This window comes from Carboxydothermus hydrogenoformans Z-2901, from assembly GCF_000012865.1.
Taxonomy (GTDB): domain Bacteria; phylum Bacillota; class Z-2901; order Carboxydothermales; family Carboxydothermaceae; genus Carboxydothermus; species Carboxydothermus hydrogenoformans.
Genome location: NC_007503.1, coordinates 160,126 through 176,172 on the forward strand (window position 1 = coordinate 160,126; position 16,047 = coordinate 176,172).

The 16,047-nt window shown below is 43.5% G+C and carries 18 protein-coding genes; 16 read left to right on the forward strand and 2 right to left on the reverse strand.

Features of this window, described 5'->3' with window-relative positions:
* Window positions 1-4 precede the first annotated feature (4 nt).
* Together glmU and CHY_RS00870 are read left to right on the forward strand one after the other, a co-directional pair.
* Window positions 5-1,345, forward strand: a complete 1,341-nt coding sequence (gene glmU, locus CHY_RS00865; protein ID WP_011343140.1) for a bifunctional UDP-N-acetylglucosamine diphosphorylase/glucosamine-1-phosphate N-acetyltransferase GlmU — start codon at window positions 5-7, stop codon at window positions 1,343-1,345.
* A 106-nt stretch (window positions 1,346-1,451) separates the two neighbouring features.
* Window positions 1,452-2,393: a ribose-phosphate diphosphokinase gene (locus CHY_RS00870; protein WP_011343141.1), complete on the forward strand. Its 942-nt coding sequence runs from the start codon at window positions 1,452-1,454 to the stop codon at window positions 2,391-2,393.
* Here CHY_RS00870 and CHY_RS00875 read toward each other — a convergent pair.
* A complete protein-coding gene (locus tag CHY_RS00875; protein WP_083757218.1) occupies window positions 2,390-2,953 on the reverse strand; it encodes a PRC-barrel domain-containing protein in 564 nt (187 codons plus the stop codon). The two genes, CHY_RS00870 and CHY_RS00875, sit on opposite strands and share 4 nt — an antisense overlap.
* 119 nt (window positions 2,954-3,072) lie before the next feature.
* Between CHY_RS00875 and CHY_RS00880 the strand changes: the two genes are divergently transcribed.
* The 6 genes from CHY_RS00880 to spoVT all read left to right on the forward strand — a co-directional run bounded on the left by CHY_RS00880 (window position 3,073) and on the right by spoVT (window position 10,008).
* Complete coding sequence (locus tag CHY_RS00880) at window positions 3,073-3,666, forward strand: 50S ribosomal protein L25 (protein WP_011343143.1); 594 nt, start codon at window positions 3,073-3,075, stop codon at window positions 3,664-3,666.
* A 22-nt stretch (window positions 3,667-3,688) separates the two neighbouring features.
* Window positions 3,689-4,252, forward strand: a complete 564-nt coding sequence (gene pth / locus CHY_RS00885; protein ID WP_011343144.1) for an aminoacyl-tRNA hydrolase — start codon at window positions 3,689-3,691, stop codon at window positions 4,250-4,252.
* Window positions 4,253-4,263: 11 nt separating this feature from the next.
* Window positions 4,264-4,644, forward strand: coding sequence for a hypothetical protein (locus CHY_RS00890; protein ID WP_011343145.1), 381 nt, complete (start codon window positions 4,264-4,266; stop codon window positions 4,642-4,644).
* A 171-nt stretch (window positions 4,645-4,815) separates the two neighbouring features.
* The gene (mfd, locus tag CHY_RS00895; protein ID WP_011343148.1) at window positions 4,816-8,298 is read left to right on the forward strand and encodes a transcription-repair coupling factor; all 3,483 of its coding nucleotides are present in this window, start codon (window positions 4,816-4,818) and stop codon (window positions 8,296-8,298) included.
* Window positions 8,299-8,356: 58 nt separating this feature from the next.
* Window positions 8,357-9,370 (forward strand): peptidylprolyl isomerase, encoded by a 1,014-nt coding sequence (locus CHY_RS00900; RefSeq protein WP_011343149.1) that lies wholly within the window; start codon window positions 8,357-8,359, stop codon window positions 9,368-9,370.
* 77 nt (window positions 9,371-9,447) lie between these two features.
* Window positions 9,448-10,008: a stage V sporulation protein T gene (gene spoVT / locus CHY_RS00905; RefSeq protein WP_011343150.1), complete on the forward strand. Its 561-nt coding sequence runs from the start codon at window positions 9,448-9,450 to the stop codon at window positions 10,006-10,008.
* A 55-nt stretch (window positions 10,009-10,063) separates the two neighbouring features.
* Here spoVT and CHY_RS12550 read toward each other — a convergent pair whose 3' ends face one another.
* Window positions 10,064-10,876: a transposase gene (locus tag CHY_RS12550; protein ID WP_011343151.1), complete on the reverse strand. Its 813-nt coding sequence runs from the start codon at window positions 10,874-10,876 to the stop codon at window positions 10,064-10,066.
* A gap of 128 nt (window positions 10,877-11,004) precedes the next feature.
* On the opposite strand from CHY_RS12550, the gene mazG reads away from it, so the two are divergent.
* The 8 genes from mazG (at window position 11,005) to CHY_RS00950 (ending at window position 16,047) form a co-directional block, all read left to right on the forward strand.
* Window positions 11,005-12,444, forward strand: coding sequence for a nucleoside triphosphate pyrophosphohydrolase (mazG, locus tag CHY_RS00915; RefSeq protein ID WP_011343152.1), 1,440 nt, complete (start codon window positions 11,005-11,007; stop codon window positions 12,442-12,444).
* Window positions 12,445-12,551: 107 nt separating this feature from the next.
* Window positions 12,552-12,821: an HU family DNA-binding protein gene (locus CHY_RS00920; RefSeq protein WP_011343153.1), complete on the forward strand. Its 270-nt coding sequence runs from the start codon at window positions 12,552-12,554 to the stop codon at window positions 12,819-12,821.
* Between the two features lie 97 nt (window positions 12,822-12,918).
* A complete protein-coding gene (locus CHY_RS00925; protein WP_011343154.1) occupies window positions 12,919-13,857 on the forward strand; it encodes a SpoIID/LytB domain-containing protein in 939 nt (312 codons plus the stop codon).
* A gap of 68 nt (window positions 13,858-13,925) precedes the next feature.
* Window positions 13,926-14,204 (forward strand): sporulation protein YabP, encoded by a 279-nt coding sequence (gene yabP / locus CHY_RS00930; RefSeq protein WP_011343155.1) that lies wholly within the window; start codon window positions 13,926-13,928, stop codon window positions 14,202-14,204.
* Complete coding sequence (gene yabQ, locus CHY_RS00935) at window positions 14,183-14,506, forward strand: spore cortex biosynthesis protein YabQ (protein WP_011343156.1); 324 nt, start codon at window positions 14,183-14,185, stop codon at window positions 14,504-14,506. Before yabP ends, yabQ begins: the two co-directional genes overlap by 22 nt.
* Before the next feature lie 113 nt (window positions 14,507-14,619).
* Window positions 14,620-14,853 (forward strand): RNA polymerase sigma factor, encoded by a 234-nt coding sequence (locus CHY_RS00940; RefSeq protein WP_011343157.1) that lies wholly within the window; start codon window positions 14,620-14,622, stop codon window positions 14,851-14,853.
* A complete protein-coding gene (locus tag CHY_RS00945; RefSeq protein WP_011343158.1) occupies window positions 14,853-15,176 on the forward strand; it encodes an FtsB family cell division protein in 324 nt (107 codons plus the stop codon). The genes CHY_RS00940 and CHY_RS00945 overlap by 1 nt, the downstream gene beginning before the upstream one ends.
* Window positions 15,160-16,047 (forward strand): Ppx/GppA phosphatase, encoded by an 888-nt coding sequence (locus tag CHY_RS00950; RefSeq protein ID WP_011343159.1) that lies wholly within the window; start codon window positions 15,160-15,162, stop codon window positions 16,045-16,047. The genes CHY_RS00945 and CHY_RS00950 overlap by 17 nt, the downstream gene beginning before the upstream one ends.

The following is a 16,047-nucleotide window of genomic DNA, read 5'->3' on the forward strand; positions in this document are numbered from 1 at the left end:
TTTAGTGGAAGGAATTATCTTAGCGGCCGGTAAAGGCACGCGAATGAAATCGGATTTACCCAAAGTAGTACACGAAGTTGCCGAAAAACCAATGGTATTGAGGGTGTATGAAGCTTTAGTTGGTGCCGGGGTTAAGCGGGTGGTCGCGGTGGTGGGCTACCGCAAAGAAAAGGTGGAGGAAATTCTCCGCGGCCGGGCGGTAATTGCAGTTCAGGAAGAACAGTTAGGAACCGGGCATGCAGCTTTGGTGGCTATGCCTTACGTTGAAGACGAGAATGTTATTATTGTCCCCGGAGATACACCCCTTTTAAAAGCTTCTACCCTTCAAGCTTTAATCAAAAAACATCTTGAGACCGGGGCTTATGCCACGGTATTAACCTGTTTTTTAAGTAATCCCTATGGTTACGGCCGTATTGTCCGGGACGGATACGGGAAAATAATAAAAATAGTCGAGGAAAAGGATGCAACCCTGGAAGAAAAGCAAATAGCGGAGGTTAACACGGGAATTTACTGTTTTAATACAAAAATTTTAAAAGAAATCTTGCCGTTATTAAAAGCGGAAAATGCCCAAAAGGAGTATTACCTGACCGATGTTATTCCCCTTCTTTTAGAACGGGGTAAGGTAGTTGAAACGATTACTATACAGGATGAAACGGAAGTTTATGGGGTAAATGACCGGGTGCAGCTTGCTCGCTTGACCAAGGGAGTTTACCGGAGAAAAGCTGAGGCGTTAATGCAGGAAGGGGTTACAATAATTGACCCGGAGACCGTGTATATTGGTGAAGAAGTAGTGGTGGGCAGTGATACGGTTATTTATCCCAATACTTACCTTGAAGGGAAAACGGTTATTGGGAGTGGGTGCCGCCTTGGACCCAATACCCGCATTACCGATAGCGTGATTGGCAACAATACCGAAATTACTTTTTCCGTAATTATCCAGGCCCGGGTTGGCGATGAGGTGAACGTGGGACCGTTTGCTTATCTTCGACCTGGGACCGAAATTGCTAACGGGGTAAAAATTGGAGATTTTGTGGAAATTAAAAAATCGTTCATTGGCGAAGGCTCCAAGGTTCCCCACCTGTCTTACATTGGGGATGCGGTAGTGGGTAAAGGAGTTAATATTGGGGCCGGAACAATTACATGTAATTACGACGGGAAAAATAAGTGGGAAACGGTTATTGAAGATGGAGCGTTTATCGGAAGCAATACCAATTTGGTGGCACCGATAAAGATTGGGAAAAATGCTGTAGTTGGGGCAGGCTCCACATTAACCGAAGATGTTCCGGAAAAAGCTTTGGCTATAGCCCGTTCCCGCCAGGTGAATAAAGAAGATTATGTTAAATAATATTTATTTTTTCGTTAAAGCGGCAGGAAGTTTTCCTATTGTAGGAGAATAAAAAAACTGTCGAATTTTGCTCGGAACATGGATTAAAGTAAATGGAGGTTTAAAGATGAGCCGCTATGATTTAAAAATTTTTTCCGGCAATGCCAATCCAGATTTAGCTCGAGAAATTGCTTCTTTTTTGGGAGTGGAAGTTGGTGATGCCCGGGTTTCCCGCTTTTCCGACGGGGAAATTCAGGTAAAAATAAATGAAAGCGTCCGGGGGGCGGATGTATTTATAATCCAGCCAACCTGTACACCGGTTAATGAAAATTTAATGGAACTGTTGATCTTAATAGATGCGATTAGAAGGGCTTCGGCACGCAGGATTACTGCGGTGCTGCCGTATTTTGGTTACGCCCGGCAGGACCGGAAAACGAGAGCCCGGGATCCGATTACGGCAAAATTGGTATCCAATTTAATAACCGTAAGCGGGGCGCGCCGGGTGATTGCCATGGACCTGCATGCCGGACAAATTCAGGGCTTTTTTGATATACCGGTTGATCACCTGGTGGGCGTACCGATTTTAGCCAAGTATTTTAATGAAAAGGGTTTGGAAAATAAGGTGGTGGTTTCTCCCGATTTAGGCGGGGTAACCCGGGCCCGGGATTTGGCCGAGCGGATTGGGGCGCCAATTGCTATTATCGATAAACGCCGCCCGGAACCCAATGTAGCGGAAATAATGAACATCATTGGAGAAATTGAAGGGAAAACGGTGATTATGATCGATGATATTATCGACACCGCCGGTACCATTACCCAGGGAGCGCAGGCTCTTATGGAACGGGGGGCTAAAGAAGTATACGTATGCTGTACCCATCCTATTTTATCCGGTCCGGCGGTGGACCGGCTGGCCAACGCTCCCATTAAGGAAGTAGTTGTAACCAATACAATACCCCTTCCACCGGAAAAGAAACTGCCCAAAATTAAAGTGTTATCGGTAGCACCCCTAATGGGTGAAGCGATCCGGCGGATTCATGAAGATTTATCGGTAAGTGAGCTATTTGTTTAATCGTCCTGCTTTTTGATTATTGCCTTGCCACACCGGGCAAGGTTTTCTTTTATTTTGGAAAAAGTGTGGCTAATTTTTCCCGGAATGTAGGTAAGGGCTTCTCTTCCTTCCCTCTTGACAACAACGGCATCTTTGCCGATAGTTAATATATAGGAGCTTTCTAAATGGTAACTGCGACCAAGACGCATTAAACCCGGGGCGATGATTATTTCGGTAATATCTCCGGTAGAAAGTTCAAAGGTAAAGTTTACCATTTGGCCCAGGTAACTTCCGTCTTCCGCAATGACTTTTTGGCCAAAGAGCCGGGGACCTTTTTTCCATAGTTCCACAAGCCCGGAAGACTGGTCGGGTTTTTTTAAAGCATCTTTACTTTTAATGAGGACTACCTTTTCACTTAATGCTTTTATTTCGTTAAAAGGCAGGAGTTTTATCCCCGGTAAAAAATTGCGACTGACCACTAATAGACCTGCAACTTTTCGCTCATAAGGCTCCACTAATAGCTCTTTTACTGTTCCGGTGATAATACCGTCGTAAGCGGTAATTACCGGAAGCCCTTGGATAAGCCGTGCATTCCCAAAATACCACCTCCCGGTCCCTCTTTAAGTTACATTTATTCCCAGTTCATGTTTTTTAGAACTAAAATTCGGGAATACTTTGTAAGTAAGGAGGGATGTAAAAGGTGGAAAAAATTACTGCGAGTGTACGGTTGAAGAAAACCCGGGGAGAACGGAACCGGCTTTTAAAAGAAGGCAAAGTGCCCGGAGTAATGTACGGGAAAAACATTGAGCCGGTGGCGGTGGCTGTTAATGCCCGGGAACTTGAGAGTTTGGTAGAGCGGGGCTTAAAATTATTTGAGCTTTCCGTGGAAGGAAAAACCCAGAGGGTACTGGTTAAAGAGCTACAACACCATCCGGTGACCGGGAAGCTAATCCATGTGGATTTTCAGGTGGTAGAAAGCGGCCGGAAGATCCGGCAACTGGTGCCGGTGGAGCTTTATGGGGAACCGGCAGGGGTTAAAGCCGGTGGTATCTTGGAGCATGGTCTTTCGGAAGTTACGGTGGAGTGCCTGCCAGAGGATCTACCGGAGTTTATTGAAGCGGATGTTTCAAAACTTGAGGTTGGCGATTGTCTGAGGGTAAAAGATTTGGAGCTACCTCCGGGTGTACGCGTCATTGAGGACCCGGAAAGCATCATTGCGTTAATATCTGCTCCCAGGGATTATGTTGAAGAGGAAGAGGAAACAACTACCTCCGCCCCGGAAGCTACAGCTTAAAATTTTCGTAGGGAGAGGAAAAATGTTTATCATAGCAGGATTGGGGAACCCCGGACAGGAATATGAAAATACCCGGCATAATGCCGGGTTTATGGTTGTAGATGAGTTAGCTAAAAAACATGGAATATTAATAACCAAAAGAAAATTTAAAAGCCTTGTCGGTGAAGGGGAAATTTTAGGGGTAAAAGTTTTATTGCTTAAACCTCAAACCTATATGAATTTAAGCGGGACAGCAGTCCAGGAGGCGGTTTCTTTTTACAAACTCCCTCTGTCCCGCTTAGTTGTTGTTTATGATGATTTAGACTTGCCTTTAGGGAAAATTCGTCTTCGTTTAAAAGGGAGTGCCGGCGGTCATCGGGGAATGGGGTCTATTATTAGTTGTCTGGGAAGTGAGGAAATACCCCGATTAAAAATTGGGATTGGTCGACCGGCGGTGGGAGATGTTAAGGATTATGTTTTACAGCCCTTTACCGGTGCCGAGAGGGAGATTTTAGAGCCTACCCTTAAACTGGCGGCGGAAGCCATAACCGTAGCTCTAACGGAAGGATTTAATAAAGCAATGACTGACTTTAACCGGGGAGGTTAATAATTTACAAGGTGGCTTCTTTTTTTTATGGTTTTTTGGCAGCGGTGCTGGCTTATGGGGTAAATAAACTTTTAGTGCGCTTGCTAACAAAGGAGAAGGTAGCGTTAGTAGCTCCTTCTATCGAAGAATGTCTAAAAACTTTTTTGGGGCTCTTTGGTCAGGGAAACATCGTTTTTACCCATTTCGCTTTTGGTTTTGCCGAAGGCTTGTACGACTTAATAACCGCCCGCCAGAAGTATCTGGCGTTTTTTCTGAGTATCGTTACCCATACCGTTTTTGGTATTATTACTTTAAGTATAACTGAAAAATTTACCCTTTTTTTAGGTATAAGTACCGCCGCTCTGGGCCATACTTTGTATAACCTGATAGTTTTAAAAATGGCCCGGAGGTAAGCGATGATTATCCATGTTTGTGACTTTTGCCAAAAAACCTACTTCTTCAAAGGAAGTTCCACAAAAATTTCTTACATACGGGGGATCTGTCCCGATTGCCAGGAGGAGCTTTTTTTTGAAGAAAAATCGTATTTTGGCCGACCAGTTATTCATTAAAACGGAGGATGTAGTGTGAGTAAAAATATTTTTTCTTTAATGCAGGAAAATTCAGAATTTAAGCGCCTTTTGGAAGGGATAAATAAAAAACGGATTCAGTTAATTTACGGTTCTTACGGCACTGCCCGGACCTTTTTAATGGCAACTGTTGCCAAAGCCTTAAACCGTCCCCTTTTGGTGATTACCGAGAATGAACAGGTGGCCCGGGAAATTGCCGAAGATTTGGAGTTTTTCCTGGGCGATAAAACTTCCCGCTTTTTTTACCGGGAGGGTTTTTTATTTGACCTGACCGTGCGGGAAGGGGGCGAGTTAAAGGCTTCGAGAATTGAGCTATTAAAAAGGCTATCCCGGGGGGAAAAGCCGCATACGGTCGTAAACTACGAAGCTTTAACCCGGAAATACCCGCCGCTGCAGAGCTTTGCCCGCTGGAAAAGGGAGCTCAGGGTTGGAGATGTGGTTGAGCTTGAGGAATTGATCCGGTATTTAAGCCAGATCGGTTATGAACGGGTGGACCAGGTAGAAGCGCCGGGACAGTTCAGCCAGCGGGGTGGAATTGTAGATGTTTATGTTCCCGGTGAGGTGCCTTTCAGGGCGGAGTTTTTTGGTGATGAAATTGATTCCCTGCGGGCTTTGGATGTTGAAAGCCAGCGTTCCCAGGCCAATTTAAACGAAGTGGTTATTTATCCTGCCGAGGTAGCTGTTGCCGAAGAAGACCTGCTTTTAGAGGTAAAACAAAAAATTAGTGCAGATATTGAACAACAAGTTAAAAAATTAATTCAGCAAAATAAACGGGAAGCTGCAGGTAGATTAAAAGAAAAAGGAGCCGAGGTTTTAAATATTCTGGGAAAAAGCGAGGTAATTGAAAAGCTATTGCCGTACTTTTGGAGCGGTGTCTCGCTTCTGGATTATTTTGGCGACGAATATCTTGTTTTTTTAGATGAGCCGGGGAGATTTGGCGAGCAAATTAATAGTTTGGAGAAACTGCGCCGGGAAAGTTTTACCGAAGCGCTTAGTGGCGGCTATACTTTACCAAAGCAAGCCGAGGTTTTTTACGAAGAAGAGCAGCTAATGGCTCTTCTACGAGGAAGAATTGCGGTGATAACTTCTCTTTTACCCAAAACTCCGCGTTTTATCGGAGATTACGACCCCCATAATTTTGCGGGAAGAAAGCCACCAAACTATTTAGGAAAGGAAAAGCTATTTTTTGAAGATATAAAAAACTTTCTTGCCAATAATTATCGCATTTTTATCTTAAGAGGACGGGAAGAAGCGGCGGTAGCGTTAAAAAATGAGCTTTTAAAAAGAAATTTTCCGGCAAGCTTCGTTGAAAAATTTGAGGTAGAGATAGCCCCCCGGGAAATAAAAATTGGCCTTGGCGTTCTTAATTCTGGCTTTGAATTTCCCCAGCAAAAGCTTTTGGTTTACACCGATGTAGAACTGGCGGGAAGGGCGGTAAAAGCAAGGGTTACAAAAGCGGTTTTAGGGGAAAGGGCTGAGGAGCCGTTTTCCCCCGGTGATTATGTAGTGCATCCGGTCCACGGAATTGGCAAGTACCTGGGAATAAAGCCGGTAGAAGTTGGCGGAAACGTCAAGGACTACCTGGTTATTGCTTACCAGGGGGAAGATAGGCTTTACGTACCACCGGAACAGGTAGGGAATCTCCAAAAATACGTGGGCGTTGACGGCGAGCCGCCAAAACTTTCCCGCCTTGGTGGCAGCGACTGGCAGAGGGTTAAAAATCGGGTGAAAGCCGCGGTCAGGGAAATGGCCGAAGGATTGTTGGAGCTTTATGCCAAGAGAATGGCCAAGCCGGGTTTTGCTTTTTCGCCCGATACCGTCTGGCAAAAGGAATTTGAAGAGCGCTTTCCCTATGAAGAAACCCCCGACCAGCTCAAAGCCATTGAAGAGGTAAAAAGAGACATGGAAAAACCGAAGGTGATGGACCGGCTTTTATGCGGTGATGTCGGGTACGGTAAGACCGAAGTAGCTTTAAGGGCAGCTTTCAAGGCCGTAATGGATGGGAAGCAGGTGGCGGTCTTAACTCCTACTACTTTACTGGCGCAGCAGCATTACAATACTTTTAAGGAGCGTTTTTCCGGTTATCCTGTCGAAATTCGCCTTTTAAGCCGTTTTCAGACAGCCCGGGAGCAAAAGGAAATAATTAAAGAACTGAAAAGAGGGAAAGTGGACATTGTTATTGGAACCCACCGCTTGCTCCAGGACGACGTTCAGTTTTACGATTTGGGCCTGATGATTGTGGATGAGGAGCAGCGCTTTGGAGTGGCCCAAAAAGAACGGTTAAAAATTTTAACGGAAACGGTAGATGTTTTAACCCTGACGGCAACTCCGATACCGCGGACACTCCACATGGCTTTAATGGGCATAAGGGATTTAAGTGTTTTAAATACCCCACCGGAGAACCGTTTTCCGGTACAAACCTATGTCCTGGAAGAAGACCCTTTTATCATCAGGGATGCCATTCGCCGGGAACTGGGGCGCGGGGGCCAGGTGTTTTTTGTCCATAATAGGGTTTCCGATATTGATGAAGTAGCTGCCTGGGTTCAGTCTTTGGTGCCCGAAGCAAAGGTGGCAGTGGCCCACGGGCAAATGAAAGAAGAACAATTGGAAAGGGTAATGTTGGAGTTTATTTCCGGTAAGTACGATGTCCTGGTTTCCACGACGATAATCGAAACGGGAATTGACCTTCCTAATGTTAATACTTTGATTATTAAAAATGCCGACCGTTTTGGACTGGCCCAGCTTTACCAGCTCCGGGGCCGGGTAGGGCGGAGTAACCGAATTGCTTATGCTTACTTGATGTACGAAAAGGATAAGGTGTTAAGAGAAGCGGCCGAAAAGCGTTTAGCCGCGATTAAAGAGTTTACGGAGTTTGGTTCGGGCTTAAAACTTGCCATGCGGGACCTGGAAATTCGCGGTGCGGGAAACCTGTTAGGGCCGGAGCAGCACGGGCATATTGCGGCGGTAGGCTTTGATATGTATATGAAGCTTTTACAGGAAACGGTGGCGGAGTTAAAGGGGCAGGTAACTTCCGAGGAAGTAGAGCCGCAGCTCGAATTAAACTTAACTGCCTATATTCCCGAAAGCTATATTCCCGATGAAAAACAAAAAATTGAAATGTATAGAAGACTTTCGCGGACGCGCAACTTAGAGGATTTAGAAGATGTGGTGGATGAATTAATTGACCGTTTTGGCGAAATTCCTCCGGAAGTGGAAAACCTGATTCGGCTAATTAAAATAAAAATTGTGGCTTCTAAACTAAAAGTTAAAGGAATTTTCCAGACCGACGAAGAGCTGAAAATTCAGTTCTTTCCCAATCCCGAAATTACTGCCGAAAAGCTTTCACGAATTTCCGGTCAGTTTAAGGGCAGGGTCATATTTGGTATGAACCCCGATCTGGAAATTCGTGTCCGGACCAAGGGAAAAATGGGCCAAGAAATTTTTTCAATTTTAGAAAGGATATTCGGGCAGTTAAGTTGAATATATAAACGGTAAAATTTTTTACAAATTAGTTATTGTGTAGAGAGGAGAGACAGTAATGAAAAAAATTACAAGAGTTGTTGCCGTACTTTTAACCTTTGTCCTGGCCTTAATCGTTGCGGGTTGTGGGGATTACGTGGCCAAAGTGAATGGAAAAACTATTTCCAAAAAAGATTTCGACCGGCGGTTTGCCCAGGTACAGGCTGACATGAAGCTAAGAGGAGTGGATTTAACCTCCACCGAGGGGCAGAAGATGCTTCAGAGCTTAAAGCAGCAGACTCTGGACCAGATGATCAATGAAATTCTAATTTCCGAGTATGGAAAGGAAAAGAAAATTGAACCGACAAAAGACGAAATTACCAATAAAATTAATGAAATTCGGGCCCAGTTCCCATCACCCCAGGATTTTGAAAAAGCTTTAAAAGACCGCAATATAACCGACAAAGATTTGCAAGAAATGGTTCGGGTGCAACTAATAAATGACAAAATTTACAACGAAGTAACCAAAGGGATTACCGTATCCGAACAGGAAGTTAAGGAGTATTATGAAAAACATAAAAACGAGCCGGATTTTCAAACACCGGAGCAGCGGCAGGTAAGGCATATTTTAATTGCGGTTAACGATGGAAATGCTCAAAACAATCCCCATTTTAACATCAATGTCAAAAGAACCGATGCGGAAGCCAAAAAGCTTGCCGAGGAGTTAATAAAACAAATAAAAGCCGGAAAGGATTTTGCTACCCTGGCTAAAGAAAAATCCGATGATCCGGGAGTAAAAGAAAATGGGGGGCAGTATACCTTCAGCCGGGGGGAGATGGTAAAGGAGTTTGAAGATGCTGCCTTTGCCTTGAAAAAACCCGGTGATATTACCGAAACTCCCGTAAAAACTGCTTTCGGTTATCACATCATTAAACTGGAAAAAATTATCCCGGCAAGACAAAAAACTTACGAAGAGGTTAAAGAACAGCTGAAAAACTACCTTTTAGAGAAAAAGAAACGCGAAGCTTATAATAAATTCCTCGAAGACTTAAAGAAAAAAGCCAAGATTGAAACTAAGCTTTCTTTCAAGTAAAAACTTAACAAAAAAGTATAAACCCCTCCTTAAGGTAAAATACTAACATTACCAAACCACTTAAGGAGGGAATTTTTATGAAAGCAACGGGTATTGTGCGGCGAATTGATGATCTGGGGCGGGTAGTAATTCCCAAGGAGATAAGAAGAACGTTACGGATAAGAGAGGGGGACCCTCTGGAAATTTTTGTTGACCGGAACGGAGAGGTGATTTTAAAAAAATACTCGCCAATTGGTGAGCTGGGGGATTTTGCTAAAGAATACGCCGAATCCCTTCATGAATCTTTAGGTCATATTGCCTTTATTGCCGACCGGGATACGATAATAGCGGTGGCTGGAGCCCCGAAAAAAGAGTTTCTCAATAAGCCCATTGGTCCGGCGGTAGAGCGGGCCATGAATGAAAGAAAAACCGTGCTGATAACCGCCACCGGGGAACACGAGTACTGTAAGGAATGTATTACCGCCGAAGAGGGCAAGTGCCTGTTTACTTCGGAAATTATCGCGCCGATTATTGCTGAAGGAGACCCCATCGGGGCTGTAATCATTGCCAGCCGGGAGCCGGGAGTGAAGTTCGGAACTTTGGAGCAAAAAATGGCGGAAACCGCTGCTCATTTTCTCGCCAAACAAATGGAACAGTAACCTCCAGGGACGGTTCTGACAGCGTACATATTGAACGCCGTTCAGAACCGTTTATTTATTTTTTCCTGTTTTTCCGAATTGTTCGAAGAAAACTATTATAACTTTTACCCAAAAATTCGGCGGTTTGTTTTAGTTCAATGTTATATTGTTCTTTAGCTCGAAGGGCTAATTCAACCTGTGCATTTACTACCGGGCGCTTATATTCATCGGTTAACAATTCGGTATAAGAAAGATTTAACTCACTGCAAATTTTTTTGGCTAAATACTGTAAATGAAAGTACCTTATACTTCCATCCAAATCTTCCGGCCAGAATTCCTCTTTAACTAAACTTTCGACTAAAAAATTGGTAATTGGTTGCAAGTCTTCTAAGCCGTTGGGGCAAATTTGCGTAAAAAGGGAAAAATCCATAAAAGGCAAAGCTTTTTGAGGATTTAAGAAATAATAGAAACTACTCCATGGGTATGAAGATAAACTTAAGACCAGGCCTGCCCGTAAAGGATTTAACAGAACATAACGAAAAGCTTCCCAGAGATAATCATCCGATTCTATCAGATAAGATTTAAACCGATCCTCAAAAACGTGACCGGTTTTTTGGTATTTTCGGTTAAAATAAATGGCGTAGGTGGTAAGGACCGGTTGAAAGTACTTAGATAATGGTTCGTCAGTGGCCTGGGCTAAAATGTGAAAGTGGTTGGACATTAAAGTAAAGGCAAATATTTTAAGCGGCTTTTTTTCCCAGTTTTTTTGCAAAAGAAAAAGAAAGAAGTTGTAGTCTTTTTCTTCCAAGAAAATTTTTTCTTTTTTGTTTCCCCGGGCAATGATATGATAAATACTGCCGGGAAGAAAAAAGCGTTTTTGTCGAGGCATTATTCTCCCCCTCAGAATTGTTTGTCTAAAATATACATAATTTCCACAAATAACGTCAATAGGAAAAGGAAGAGTTGGGGAAGAATAGCACTTTTTTTGAACCGTTTCTGGAGGAGGTGGTGGGAAAAATGGTGGTTGACAGAACCGTCCCTGGAGTGATCTATGTGGTGGGGTTGGGGCCGGGGAGTATGGATTACCTACCCTTAAAGGCGTACCGGCTCTTGAAAGCGGGGATGAAGGTGTTTTTCCGGACGGAAAAAGCAGCACCTCCGGAACTGTTAAGGGAAATCACCTGGCAGAGCTTTGATCATTTATATGAAGAGTTTTCTACCTTTGAGGAAGTTTACCGGGAAATTGTTAACGTACTTCTTAGAGAAAGGCAAAAGGGCGATCTTGTTTATGCGGTGCCGGGAAACCCGCTGGTGGCGGAAAAAACCGTAGAGCTTTTACTTGAGCAGCACGAGGTACCGGTGGAAGTGGTAACGGCGCCGGGGGCGTTAGAGCTTGCCCTAACTTCCCTGAAAATAGACCCTGCTAAAGACCCTTATAAAGTCCTGGATGCTTTAACCGTAACGGCTTGGGATTTTTCCAAAAGTGCTACTAACATTATTTTTCAGGTGTACGACCGTTTAATTGCCGGAAACCTCAAAATTTTGTTGATGGAGAGGTATCCCGATGATTATCCGGTCCTGGTATTACGAGATCTGGGGCTGCCGGGAGAAAAGGTTGAAAAAGTTCCTTTATTTGAGTTGGACCGCCGGGAGTTTGATCACAAAGTGCTGGTGGTGGTTCCCAAAATGCGGGAGGAAATATTTTCGGTTGAAAAGCTTGGAGAAATCATGGAAGTTTTAAGGGGGGAGCAGGGGTGCCCCTGGGACAGGGAGCAGACGCACCGTTCGCTTTTGCCTTATGTTTTAGAAGAAGCGTATGAAGTGGCCGAAGCAATCGAGGAGGAGGACCCGGAAAAGCTAAAAGAAGAGCTGGGCGATTTACTTTTGCAGGTGGTGTTTCATGCCCAGATTGCCCGGGAAGAAGGGGAGTTTACTTTTAAAGAGGTAGTTGAAGGGATTTGTGAGAAACTTATTCGCCGGCACCCTCACGTTTTTGCCTCGGTGGAAGTTGATGATAGCGAGGAAGTAAAAATTAACTGGGAAATGATTAAACAGCAGGAAAAAGGGAAAAAATCGGTAATAGAGGGAGTGGCCAAAACTCTTCCGGCCCTAAAAAAAGCGCAAAAAGTAGGAGAAAAGGCGGCCAAGGTTGGTTTTGACTGGGAAAAGGCGGAGGAGGTTTTTGCCAAGATTGAAGAAGAGTTAGAGGAACTAAGAGCAAGTTTAAAGGAGGGGACCAGCCGGCAGGAAGAGGAACTGGGAGATTTGTTATTTTCGGTGGTAAATCTTGCCCGAAAATTGGGGTTGGAGGCAGAAGAGGCGCTAAATAAAACCACTTCTAAATTCGTAAAAAGATTTATGAAAATGGAAGAAATGGTTAAAGAAAGGGGCCAAAACCTCCAGGATTTAACTCTAAGTGAGTTGGATGAGCTATGGAATAAAGCAAAAAATCATTAAAAAAATAAGATTTTTTTTGATAGTTTGCAGGAAAATGAAGGATTGTAGCGAATTAAGTAAAACGATAATTTAAGTACATAAAAAATTTTTTCAAGGAGGGAATATAAGTGAACAAAGCTGAATTAGTAAGTGTAATTGCTGAAAAGGCCGAAATGACTAAAAAGGATGCGGAAAAAGCCTTAAATGCGGTTTTAGCAGCAATTGAAGAAGCTTTGAAAAAAGGTGAAAAAGTACAGTTGGTCGGTTTTGGTACTTTTGAAGTAAGAGAAAGAGCCGCACGGAAGGGTAGAAACCCGCAAACCGGTCAGGAAATCGAAATTCCCGCTTCCAAAGTTCCGGTATTTAAGCCCGGCAAGCTTTTAAAAGAAAAAATTTAATAAAAAAGCCAGGTGCCTAAAGCATCTGGCTTTTTTCTGTGTTTGCATAACCCTTCCTCTTTTTGGACAAAATAACCAAAAATTGAGGAGGGGTTTTATGCGCCTTGGGAAAAGTCTTTTAGCCTTGACGGTAATGTTTGTTCTCATAATTTACGGTTGCACTCCCGCAAGAAAGCCTTTAGCCCTCAAAAAATATAGAACCGAACCCACCGTTACAGTTTACTTCAATGAGACCGGGGAAAAAAAGAAGATGAAATTGGAAGAATACGTCCTGGGAGTTGTAGCGGCGGAAATGGAACCGGATTGGCCGGTTAATGCTTTAGCGGCGCAGGCAATTTTAGCTCGAACTTTTGCCCTGGAGAATATTGAAAGTGGAAAGGTGAGAAAGCTTCACGGTACCGATGTTTCCACCGATATCGAAGAGAGCCAGGCGTATGACCCGAAAAAAATTACGGAAAATGTAAAGAAAGCGGTGCAAATGACCCGGGGTCAAGTGGTACTTTACAAGGGGCATTTTATCAAAGCCTGGTTTAATGCCTGCGACGGTGGGATTTCGGCTTCGGCCAGGGAAGGATTAAGTTATACCAAAACTCCTACTCCCTACGTCAAAGAGTTAGTGAAAGATGGCTGTCTTAAAGTTACCATTCCGGAAAACCGCCACTGGCGGGTAGAGATACCCTGGGAGGAGATTCGAAAGGTGTTAAAAACAAATTATAAAACCGATCCAGGTCCTAACCCTGCGGTAAAGGTATTAGCCCGGGGTAAAAGCGGGCGAGTGTTAACTCTGCGGGTTGGAACGGCCACCGTTGGAGCGCCGGCTTTGAGATTAGCCCTTGGACCGGAAAAAATGCGTTCCACATTGTTAACGAAAATTTTTGTGGAAAACGGTAAGCTAATCATGGAGGGAAAAGGCTTTGGCCATGGTGTCGGCCTTTGCCAGTGGGGGGCCAATAAAATGGCCCGGGAAGGTAAGTCACCGGAAGAAATCATCAGGTTTTATTTTAAAGATATTGAAATTAAAAAACTCTGGCGGTAGGAAGTTATGCGGGCATAATTCCCTTTATGCCCGCATAATTATTTTGTAAGGTCGAAAGGGGGGGAAGTATGGACGAGGCTACTTTGCATAAAGTAGAAATTTATGACCGCAAAACCGTTAAGCTTTCAGGAATAAAGCAGGTTTTAAGCTTTAATGACCAGGAGATCCTGGTTGAAAGTGTCCAGGGATTTGTGGTTCTTAAGGGAGAAAGCCTTTTTATTACCGGACTGAACCTGGAGGCAGGAACTTTGATAGTTGAAGGGTTTTTAAAGGAATTTACCTATCCGGAAGAGGGTGTAAAGGCTAAAGAAAGGGGTAAGAAGGTTTGGGAGCGCCTATTTCGGTAGCAGGACAAATTAGAGAAGTTATTTTGTTTTTGGTGGCCGTGGCCTTGGGTTTGACATTTTGCGGCCTTTATTTTTTGGAAAACCTTATTTTAAAGCGAAAGTTTAGACGCAGGAAGAAATTTTTTCCCTATTTTGTAGCGGATATTCTTTATTTTACCGCAGTAGGAGGCTTAATTTTGGGGTATTTTCTCTTTTTCAGTCAGGGAGAGGTGAGGAGTTACGGCTTTTTGGGAATAATTACCGGAATAGTTTTATATTATTTTATTTTAAATAAAAACACCAGTTCGAAAGGAAAAACGTAAATTAGCACGAATAAATTTAGTAAGATTTTGTCCACATTTTGTCCATAACTTGTCCAAAGTTTGTCCACAATTGTTAATAAACTGTGGATAAGTTGTAAATAAGGTGAAGATAAATGCAGATTGAAATTCGAGGGGCAGAAAAATTAAGCTTTCGCGAACGGCAAGTGGTAGTGCTAAAAGAAATGGGTTACACCAACGAACAGGTTGCCAAAAAATTAAAAATTAATGTGAGTTCCGTTGCCACCCTTTATAATCGTGCCAAAAGCAAAGGCTACCAGGTAGTGATAGTAATTCCAGGGGATCATCTGGGACTTTTTGATCCCGGGGATGAAGGGGAGGAAGAATAATGCCGCGGTATTATGCCGGTTACAATAAAAAAAATAAGAAAAAAAACTTTTGGTCGGCGGTATTTTTGGCGTTTCTTTTATACATAATGGTGAGCTTTGGTTTTGAGGTTTACAAACTTTACATTATGCACCGGGAAGTTAAAGCTCTATCGGCAGAGGTTTATGAGCTAAAAGCGGATAATGAGAAGCTGTTAGAAGATATTAAGAGGCTAAAAAATAACTCGCACTTTGAAACTCGCGCCAGGGAGATGGGGTTTGTAAAACCTGGAGAAAAAGTAATTGTAATTGAAAAGAAGGGAAATAAAGATGCCAGCAGTGATTGATATCGGAACAAATTCGGTACGGGTTTTAGTTGGTTCTTTTAACAATGGTAAATTTTACGAAGAGTACCGGGACTTGAGGACCACCCGTATTGGCCAAGGGATAAACTCGGGGTATTTAAAAGAAGAGGCGATGGAGCGAACCTTGAAGGTGGTTGTAGAATTTGTTGAAAAAGCCCGGGAATTTACCGATGAGATAGTGATTTTTGCCACCAGTGCGGTGCGCGATGCTAAAAATCAAAGGGAGTTTGTGGATAAAATAAAAAGCGCAACCGGTATAACCCTTGAGGTTTTAACGGGCGAGGAGGAAGCTTATTATTCTTATCAGGGAGTAAAGCTATCATTACCTTATTTAAACGAACCTGCGGTTATCGATTTGGGTGGCGGGAGTATTGAGTTTATCTGGCAGGAACGGGGGAAAACCTTATTTCAAAGCGTCCCAGTTGGGGCAGTAAGATTAATGGAGGCTGTAGACAAGGAGGGTTTGCTGAAACTTTTACGGGATTTTGTCGGGAAAATAACTCCCTATTTTCATGAACCGGTGGTGGCGGTTGGTGGTACCGCTACAACTTTAGCGGCAATTGACCTGAAGTTAGAAAAATACGATCCCCGCAAAGTGGAGGGGCATGCTATTGAATTACCGCGGCTTAGAGAAATCCATAATTATTTAGAAAGTTTACCCTTACCCGAACGCCAAAAGGTACCGGGACTTTTACCCGAGCGAGCAGATATTATCGTTTATGGCTGTAAAATATTAATTGAAGTTCTAACCACCGCCCGGCTTTCCGGGCTAATTGTGGGAGAAGGGGACCTGCTTTTAGGAAAACTTAAAGAAATGACGGTGTCGAAAGAAAATAAAGGGCCAAAACTTTAA